Below are 9,739 nucleotides of genomic sequence, written 5' to 3' on the forward strand. Positions count from 1 at the left end.
CCTCACGTCGGCGTTTCGCCAACGGCGGAGGTGCCGCGTCGGCGCGGCGTCACGTCGAACTGCACACCCAGACGCTGACGTGCAGCCGACAGGCGACCCATGACCGTGGCAACCGGCACATCGAGAATCTGCGCCGCCTCGCGATAGCTGAAGCCTTCGACCGCGACCAGCAGCAGCGCCACACGTTGCGGCGTAGGCAGACGCTCGACGGCATCGACGATCTGGCGGTGCCCGACATGCTCGTCCGGCAATCCCGACACAGAGTCGGCAATATTCTCGAGCAACGTGTCATCCCATGCGACGCCGCCGCGATTGCGCACGTTACGCGCCCGCAGTTCGTTGAGCCACAGGGAATGGACGATGGAATAGAGCCAGTTCAGCGGCGCACTGTCGGGGCGCAACTGGGCGTCGGCACGCTCAAGCGCGCGCACGCAGGCGCGCTGCACGAGGTCTTCGGCGTCGTGACGGTCGCCGGTGAGCCGCAACGCGAACGTCCACAGCTTCGGCAACATGGGGAGCAGCAGCCGCGCAAACCCCGAATCGTGCTCGAACTGCATCATGTTCACTCACCACTACGGCGACGGGCCGAAAGATTCGCATTATTCCCAAGTCGATATCGCGAAAACATAAAAATCTCTGCAAATCCGTCTCAATACAGGCCTCAATACAACTCATCGACATCTAGATGACCGGACCATGCGGCCTGCGGGCGTGTCGTGAAAAAAACGACGGGATGCCGAAACCGCGCATCCCGTCGTCATTTCGCTACACAAACTCAAGTCGTCAGAAGCCGATGCCCAGAACGACGTGCTCAGGCGTCGGCGAAACCAGGGTGGAACTCTGGTCCGCGACGTCGTCGTACGAGAAGCCGTACGCCTTGCGGTCGATGCTGTGGTCGTGCCAGAACTTCGCGTAAGCGTTGTACGGGCCCTTGGCGTACCAGGCCGACGACGGTGCTGCCCACTGCGTGTCGTCTTCCATGATGTGGCGGTTGAGCGCCGCCGCCACCTGCGCCTCGAGCGCCAGTTCCGTCGCATTACCGGAGGCCAGCGGACCCTTCGCTTCGAGCATGTCCTGCGTGTTCGGGTGATTCACGTAGTACTTGCCGCCGACGAAGGCACCGTTGCCCTGATCCACTTCCGTGAACACGAGCTGATCACCCACCGTCTGACCGACAAACTTGCGTGCGTTACCCCACATCAGCAGCGTAAGCGAGTGCGTGCGGTAGTACTCCCACATGCTGTCGATGTACGCGTCGAAGTACTTGCCGTTCGGTTGTCCCTCGTCGAACCCACCCTTGCTCGGCGCCATGATGCGGTACTGAGACGGGTTGGTCGGCAGGAACGCCGACGGCACTTCCTTCTGATACGCCGCAAAGATCGACGCACGCGACTCGGTGATGCCCGAGCGCACGTGGGTCGTGCGGTTGCTGCCGTACACGTCTTCCGTCAGCGGGAAGCCGAACTGATCGACCTGCGTGTTGTTCAGCCACAGGCCGTTGTCGCCGTAGGTGAACTCATACCAGTCGAAGTAGACGTTGATGTTCGGGTCGGTCGGGTTGCGCACGTCCGGACCAGCGAAGCCGATCTGACCGTTCACGTCCTTATTGACCTTGATGTACAGCGGCGAGCCCAGCCCCACGTAGGCGCGTGCGCCGAAGAGCTTCGGGAACTTCAACTGCTTTGCCTGCGCCAGCGTGAAGAAGTAGTTGGCGTAGTTCTGCCCGTTCTTCGTCAGGTGGCCGGGACCGTCGTTGTCCGCGTCCGACATCAGCACCGTGGTGCCGTCCGGCTTCACGTAGACGAACTGGCCGTCCTTTGCCGGGTCGTGCGCGATCACCGCCACGAAAATCTGATCGTCCGTATAAGCGCCGTTCGTGTTGTTACGCAGTTCGACGCCGATCTGGTTCGGATAGATCGGATAGTTCGGGATGGTGCCGTCGTCCGGCGGGTTGCCGGTGCCCGGATCGCCCGTGACCGGCGGCGGCGTCACCGTCAGCGTGGCCGCCGACGACGTCACCGTGTTACCGGCCGAATTGCTCACGTCGACCGTGAACGTCGCGCCGTTGTCGGCGGCCGTCGTCGGTTGCGTGTCGTACGTCGAAGCGTTAGCCCCCGGAATCAGGGTGCCGCCGCGACGCCATTGATACGTCATCCCGTCCGCATTGGCGAGCGCGACCGCGAAGTGCGCCGGTTGTCCCTGCTGCACCGTGACACTGGCCGGTTGGCCACTGATAACGGGCAACGGCGGGGGCGGCGGCGGCGTGCTGCCGTCCGTGGGGCCGTACACTTCGAACTCGAACAGCGAGTAACCGTACTGCGACGAGCGTTTGATGCCTGCCATGCGCACGTAGCGCGCCGACGTCGTGGCAAACGTGACGGTTTCGACGCCGCCCTGGCCGTTGGGCTGCGAAGCCACGCGCGTCCAGTTCTGGTTGTCGTTCGACACCTGAATCTCGTAAGCCGCACCGTAAGCACGCTCCCAGTTCAGCACCACCTTCGACACCGGCACCGAGGTGCCCAGATCGACGGCGAGCCACGCGTTGTCGTTGAAGTCCGACGACCAGCGCGTTGCCGGGTTGCCGTCCACTGCGAAGCGGGCGGGCGTACCGTCGCTCTCGGCACCGCTTGCAAAGGCGGGCTTGCCCTTCGCGAGATTGCCGTTGTTGCTGTTACCCGAGTTGTCCGTGGCCGGGTTCGTCACGGGAACCGTGCCGCCCGCAGGCCCATACACCTCGAACTCATACAGCGAGTAGCCGTACGGCGACGAACGCTGGATACCGGCCATGCGCACAAAGCGCGTGGTGACCGGGGCGAACGAGACCTGCTCCGTGCCGCCCTGACCGGCGGACTGGCCGCCGACCTTGCGCCACGTATTGCCGTCGTCCGAGATCTGGATCGCGTACGCCGTGCCGTAAGCACGTTCCCAACGCAACTGCACTTCCGAAATCTGGGTGGGGGCACCCAGATCCACGGCAAACCACGCGTTGTCGTTGAAGTCCGACGACCAGCGCGAATCGACGTTGCCGTCGAGCGCGTTGGACGCCGGCGTGCCCTGCGGATTCTCCACGCCGCTGGCCAGCGCGAGCTTGCCAAGGGCGAGGTTCACCGGCGTGGCACCGTTGTTGCCATTACCACCGTTACCACCATTACCGCCGTCCCCGCCTTGCGGCGGGGTGCCCGTATTGCCGTTACCGTTGTTGCCACCGGTCGGGGCCGGGGTCACCGTCAGCAAGGCAGGCGTGCTGGTGATGTTCGAATTGCCGTCATCGGCAACCACGCCGTACTGCACGCCGTTGTCGTCCATCGTCGTGGCAGGCGTGTCGTACGACGGGCTGGCCGTCACCGCCACTTGCTGGCCGTTACGGAACCACGTGTACGACAGGTTCGACGCGCCGATCACCGACACCGTGAAGTGCGCCGACTGGCCCACCTGCACGGATTGCGGCTGCGGTTGCTGATCGAAACTCAGCTTCGGACCATAGACTTCGAACTCGTACAGCGAGAAGCCGTACTGCGTCTGACGCTTGACACCCTGCATGCGGACATAGCGTGCGGCGACCGTCTGGAACGACAGGTTCTCCGTACCGCCGCGGCCCGTGTTCTGGGTGTAGACCGTCTTCCAGTCACCATCGTTACCGGTATCCGAGACCTGAATCAGGTACTGCTTACCGTACGCGGCTTCCCACTTCAGGCGCACCAGATTGACGGCCTGCGACTTGCCCAGGTCGATCGTGATGCTTGCCTTGTCGGCATCCGGGTTGTCGACGAACAGCGACGACCAGCGCGTGTTGATGTCGCCATCGTTCACGTTGGTTGCTGCGCCGAAGCCCGGGTTTTCGACCGGCGTGGATGTCACCGTCTTGCCCAGTGCGAGGTTCGTGTCGTTGGACGGCACGCCATCCACGACATTGAGCGTCGCACCGTCGCTCAGCTTGCCAGCCCCGCCTGCACTCACGAGCACGGTGAACTGCGCACCGTTGTCTTCGAGCTTGACGGCAGGCGTGGTGTAGCTCGCGGCGACCGCACCGTCGCGATACCACTGGTACGACAGCGTGCCGTTACCGGTCGCGCTGACCGTGAACGTGGCCGTCTTGCCGATGGCGGCCGACTGGCTCACCGGCGGCGTAACGATCACCGGCGGCGGCACCTGCGGGTTGCCGTTGCCCGGATCCTGCTGGGGCGGCGTCACCGTGAGCTTGAACTTCTGGCTCGTGACGCTGTTCGCGGCATTACTGACCACCACGTAGTACTGCGTGCCGTCGTCTTCCAGCTTGACGGCCGGGGTGTCGTAGACCGGGGTCGACGACGTGTAGAGCAGCGTGTCCGACGTCTCACCGGCCTTCGCCACGCGATACCACTTGAACGTGAGCGGCGCCGAGCCGTTGATGCCGAGGCTGAAGTGCGCCGACTTGCCTTGCGTGACACTCACATCGCCCGGCTGCACCGTCACCGTGGGCGGCGTAACCTGGGCGGTTCCGGACACGCACAGCACCCAACCCGGTGCGTTATCGACAAGACCCTGACGGTCTTCGCCCGCCGACGTGATCAGGTAAGCCTGACGCTGGTCGGTGGCGAGCAACGTCGACGTCCACGTCGTCCACTTCTCCGGGAATGCGCACGCTGCGCTGTTGTTGGCAGCGATGGAGAGCGCTTCCTCACGCGTCGGCAGACGCTTGCCCTGTGCTGCGCAGTAGTCCGCTGCCGCCAGTTGGGTGAACTGGTGGTTCGGGTCCGTCGTCGCGTACTGCTTGCGGTTCCAGACCAGCGTGCTGGACTTGTCCTGCGCTTCGCCCGGGTTCAGCACCGTGTAACGCTCGTTCGTGAAGAGCACGCCATCGTTACAGTTCGGGACGTTGTAAACCTCGATCTCGTACAGCGAGTAACCGTACGCGGTCGCACGCGTCTGGCCGACCATGCGGACATAGCGAGCGGTGACCGTCGGGAACGTGAAGTCGTCCACGCCACCGGCGAAACCGGCGGGCGACTCGTAGGCCTTCGTGTATTGAACGTTGTCGTTCGACACTTCGATGCGATACGAGCTGGCGTAAGCGTTCTCCCAACGCAGGATCATGCGGTTGACCGGCATCGGCGCACCGAGGTCCACCGTGATCGACGCGTTGTTGCCGTCCTTCTGATCCGAGCTCCAGCGCGTGCTGACGTTGCCGTCGGTCACGTTGCTGGCGGGCATGCCCTGCGGGTCCTGATAGCTGCTGGCGAACGCGTACTTGCCCTGCGCCAGGTTCACACCCGGTGCCGCCTGACTCAGCGTTGCCGGATCGCTCGTCACCGACTTGCCCGAGGCGTTCGAGACCGTCACCGTGTACTTGCCCAGATCCTTCGGCGTGACGGCGTCGATCGTGAAGGCGGGTGCGTCGCTGCCCACCGTGCCCGACGGGCCATTCCACTGGTAGTGCAGCGGCTTGGAGCCATCGGCTACCACCGTGAAGGTGGCGCTCTCGTTCAACATCGCCACCGTGTTGGCGGGCGGCGTCGTGATGGTCGGCGTGGTCGCGGCGTTGACCTTGAGGGCCACCGGCGTCGACGTGACCTGAGCGAGCGGGTTCTTGACGCTCACCTTGAACAGCGCACCGTCGTCGTCGGCCGTCACCACGGGCGTGGTGTAGGTCGCCGACTTCGCGCCGTCGATGGCGACGTCGTTACGGAACCACTGATACTCGATCACCGGCGAGCCCTTGACCGCCACGCTGAACGTGGCCGTCTGACCGACGAACACGGTTTGCGCGACCGGCGGCGTATCGATGCTCACGGCGAGGGCCGGAATCACCGACAGCACGGCGTCGTTCGACGTGATCGTGCCCACGCCGTTGCGAACGCGCACGCCGAAGACATGACCGTTATCGTCACCCGTGGCCGCCGCAGTATCGAGGCTGCTGAGCGTTGCACCCGGAATGTCCTGATGATCGCGCTGCCATTGGAACTGCATCGGCGCAGCCCCCGAGACCGTCACGTCGAAGTGAGCGGGCTGGCCCACGCTGACCTGCTGGCTCGCGGGTTGCACCACGATTTGCGGCGCAGACGTGGCGGCTTGCACCGGTACGACCACGGCCGGTTGCACGTCGTACGACGCCGAACCGCTACCCAGACCCGGCGACGTCGCGCTGACCGTCACGTGTCCCGTCTGGAAGGTGCTGCGAATTGCGATACGGGTCAGACCGCCTTCGGCAGCCAGTTCATGATCGCCCGGCGAGTGATAGCCCTGCGGCTTGTCCATCGTGACGATGTGATTCCAGCCGCCGCGATAGTTGGCCACGGCCGTGTTGTCGACGGCGAACGTGATGAGGTTCGTGGCATCCGGCACGACGACGCCATTGGCATCGACGACCTGCGCCGTCACGAACACGGCGTCAGAACCGTTGGCCGTGACCTGGAACGACTGACCGCTCGGGCGAATGACTTCCGGCACCACCGACAGCACGATGTGGTCGGGGGTACCGGCCGTCACCTGCTCGTCGATCACCGGCTTGCCGTTCGCCATGACTTGCGCGCCGAAACCGTCCACGCACAACGCCTGTACACGACCTGCGGCCCACTGCACGTCGTCCCAATGCGCTTGTCCCACAAGACCCGTGGTCGTGCCGAGCGAGTTGTCGGTCGACGTCGAGAGCGTGTTCGGCTTCACGTCGCCGCCCTGCACCACGCCGTTGACGACGAGACGCACGGCCGGGCAGTTACTGAACACGTTCACGCGCACCGGACCCTTACGGTTCCATGTGTTCGCGAGGTGCACCACCGGCTTGATCGCGAACGGCGTCCACGCGGATTGATACGCGTAGTACAGCAGACGCGGGAAGCGGTTGCCGTCGGCCATCGAATCGCCCAACGAACGAACGTACGGACCGCTCGGGTTGAGCTTCGGATCGTAAGTCGTGCCGCTCCAGTAGAAGCTGTCTTCGCCCGGCGTATCGGCCAGATACCAATGTGCGATGCCGAACGTGTTGGCCAGCACGCCATTGCGCCAGTCGTTCATGAACGACGCGACCTGATCCATCTCGTAGTCGTAGTTCGCGCGGAACTCGCCACGGCCCCAATACTCGGCCGACCATGCGGGCTTGTTCGGGAACTGGTTCTTCACGCCCACTTCGCAACCCTGACGCGAGCAGCTCAGAATGTCGCCGTTGACGTCCTTCGGCGTACGGTCGGCCTGTGCGCGCGTGTTGACCGGGTCCCACTGACGGCCAATGGCGGCGAGCAGCGGCGCAAACGCCGTGTTCATGATGCCGTTGTTCGCTTCCCACGCCAGCACGGACGGGTTGTTGCGGTCGCGCACGATCATGTCGCGATGCAGCTCAAGCTTCAGCGCGTACTTGTCGATCTTGTTCTGCGGACAGTCGGCCGTCGGTGCAGAGAGCTGATAGCAATCGTTGAAGCCGTTCTCCCCGTCTCCACTCGGCTGCACGACAAAAATCCCCAGCGCGTCCGCCGCGTTGAGGAATTCCGTGCTCGACGACGAGTGACCCGGGCGATACAGATTGCCGCCCGCATCGGCGAGCAGGCGCAGATCGCGCCACTGCTGCTCTTCCGGCACGGCCGTGCCGAGGCCCGGATAGTCGTAGCGGCCCGACGCGCCCCAGAGGTGCGTGGCGTAGCCGTTGATGCTCGGGAAGTTGGCGTCCCAGGTGATCGTGCGGATACCCAGCGGGCTTTCCGTCGCATCGACCACCACACCGCCCACGCTGACCATGTGGAACACACGGTACATGTACGGACGGCCGCGCGGCACGTTGTTCGGGTACCAGAGCGTCGGATGATCGACCGTCAGGTTCTGGCGCACGAGCGTCGGGTTGTAGCCCGGACCGGCATTCGGCGGCAGGACCACGTCGTCCTTCGCTTGCTGCACGATCTGGCCCGTCGCGTCGACGATCTGCGTGGTGACCTGTGCGGTCTGCGCCGTGCCCGATTCGTTGAGCACGTTCGTCTCGATCTGGATGTTCGCCGAGGCAGCCGTGCCGGAGCCGTCGACGGCCGGACTGTCGATGCTCACGGTGGAGACGTGCGTCCCCCACGTCTGCATGACCGGATAGTCGTTCAGCGGAATGTGAACCGGATCGGTGATGTACAGATACACGGGACGGAAAATGCCCGTGTCGCCCTGACCGAAGCGGAACGCGCCCGAGAAGTCCGGATCTTCGAACCAGTCGCCGTTGGCGGCAACGCGTACGGCGATCACGTTATCGGTCACGCCGTCGGCCTTCACCATGTTGGTGATGTCGATGGCGAACGGCAGGAAGCCGACCACGTGCGTGGCGTTCGGGCTGCGCACACTGCTGCCCTTGACCGGCGTGCCGTTCACGTAGACCTGCGCGCCCATGTGCGCGCCTTCGAATTCCACGACGATCTTGCGACCGGCGTAGGACTTATCGAGCTTGAAGTGCTTGCGATACCAGCCGCGACCGTGCGGCACGTCGCCGCCGCTCTGCGTGTTCGAGAACATGTTGTCCTCGTTCATCGAGTGCGGAATACCGACGTTCTTCCAGCCGGAGTCGTCGAAACCGGCTTGCGAGACGCCGTCCGGTTCGGTGTCGCCGAGGAATTTCCACGGCGTAGCCCCAAGGTTGATCTTTACGCGTCCCGACGCCGGGATGGGTAACGGCGTCGCTCCCGCGTTCGTCTGAGGCGTGGCTGTGCCCGCCATCAGGAACATCCACGCGAGCAATAGCCCCGTGCATGTCCACGCTAATGAGTGTCGTTTTCTCATTTCGTCATTGTGGTTCCGATTGAACCTGTGCAACATTCGCGCCGCGTGTCCGGAAGGACTCCGGGATGACTTTGCGAAATGCCGACGGTTAGATTGAACTCCGAACGAGTTTCCGTGGTCTGCCCCACTTCGGGCGCAATACTAAGTTGGCTTTGTTCCGCGTAATTTTCACGAGTGTCTTTAGTCATTTTCATTTGATCGACCTCGTGCAACGTGCAAACGCCACGCCCCAAAACCGGGAAATTCCGGCGACCGCAGCGCTGACAAGGCGCGTTTGAGTGCGGCGCCACAATCCTCAAATTCCCGCTGTAGGACAAACCACCCACGCCTCGGTAAATGCGCGTGGACATTCGGATTCCTGTCTTCTTCGCGTGCGTCGGCACTGAATTTTTTGCAATTCACTGCTGAGCGATTCACATCTTCCCGCCCCTTTGCAATTCGTCGATGATGCGTGCGGCCGCAGACTTTGCGGCTCGGACTTGCACGCCCGTCGCCCTTCGTGGGGCGCGTCGGCTGACGGTTCGCTGACTCATTCACTACGAGCCAACGCGTCATGAAACTTCGTCTGCCCGCCCGTCGTCGCTCCTCCGTCGCCAGCTTTCGTCGCGCGCAGCGAGGCTTCACGTTGCTCGAACTGCTCGTGGTCGTGGTGATCATCGGTCTGCTCGCCGCTTACGTCGGGCCGAAGTACTTCGCGCAATTGCGCAAGTCCGAAGTCACGGTGGCAAAAGCGCAGATCGACGCGTTCACCAAGTCGCTCGATGCCTATCGCCTTGACGTCGGTCGCTACCCCACCACCGCCGAAGGCCTCAACGCGTTGATGGTGGCGCCGACCTCCGCAGGGCAGGCGTGGAACGGTCCATACCTTCAGAAGGCCATTCCGCTCGATCCGTGGGGACACGCGTACCAGTACCACTCGCCCGGCGCGAAGGGCGAGTACGAAGTGATCTCGTACGGCCGCGACGGGCAGCCCGGTGGCTCGGGCGACGACGCCGACATCGCGTCGCAGTAAGCCGCTCTC

The 9,739-nt window shown here is 63.7% G+C and carries 3 protein-coding genes; 1 reads left to right on the forward strand and 2 read right to left on the reverse strand.

Going from position 1 to position 9,739, the window contains the following annotated elements; translation table 11 throughout:
• Nucleotides 1-2: 2 nt before the first annotated feature.
• Together ACIQWO_RS26185 and ACIQWO_RS26190 are read right to left on the reverse strand one after the other, a co-directional pair.
• Nucleotides 3-560: an RNA polymerase sigma factor gene (locus tag ACIQWO_RS26185; protein WP_246179349.1), complete on the reverse strand. Its 558-nt coding sequence runs from the start codon at nucleotides 558-560 to the stop codon at nucleotides 3-5.
• A gap of 223 nt (nucleotides 561-783) precedes the next feature.
• Nucleotides 784-8,718: a discoidin domain-containing protein gene (locus ACIQWO_RS26190; protein WP_402830473.1), complete on the reverse strand. Its 7,935-nt coding sequence runs from the start codon at nucleotides 8,716-8,718 to the stop codon at nucleotides 784-786.
• 553 nt (nucleotides 8,719-9,271) lie between these two features.
• Between ACIQWO_RS26190 and gspG the strand changes: the two genes are divergently transcribed.
• Nucleotides 9,272-9,730, forward strand: a complete 459-nt coding sequence (gene gspG / locus ACIQWO_RS26195) for a type II secretion system major pseudopilin GspG (protein ID WP_233326223.1) — start codon at nucleotides 9,272-9,274, stop codon at nucleotides 9,728-9,730.
• The last annotated feature ends 9 nt before the right edge of the window (nucleotides 9,731-9,739 follow it).

It is taken from the genome of Pandoraea sp. NPDC090278 (genome assembly GCF_044772185.1).
Taxonomy (GTDB): Bacteria; Pseudomonadota; Gammaproteobacteria; order Burkholderiales; family Burkholderiaceae; genus Pandoraea.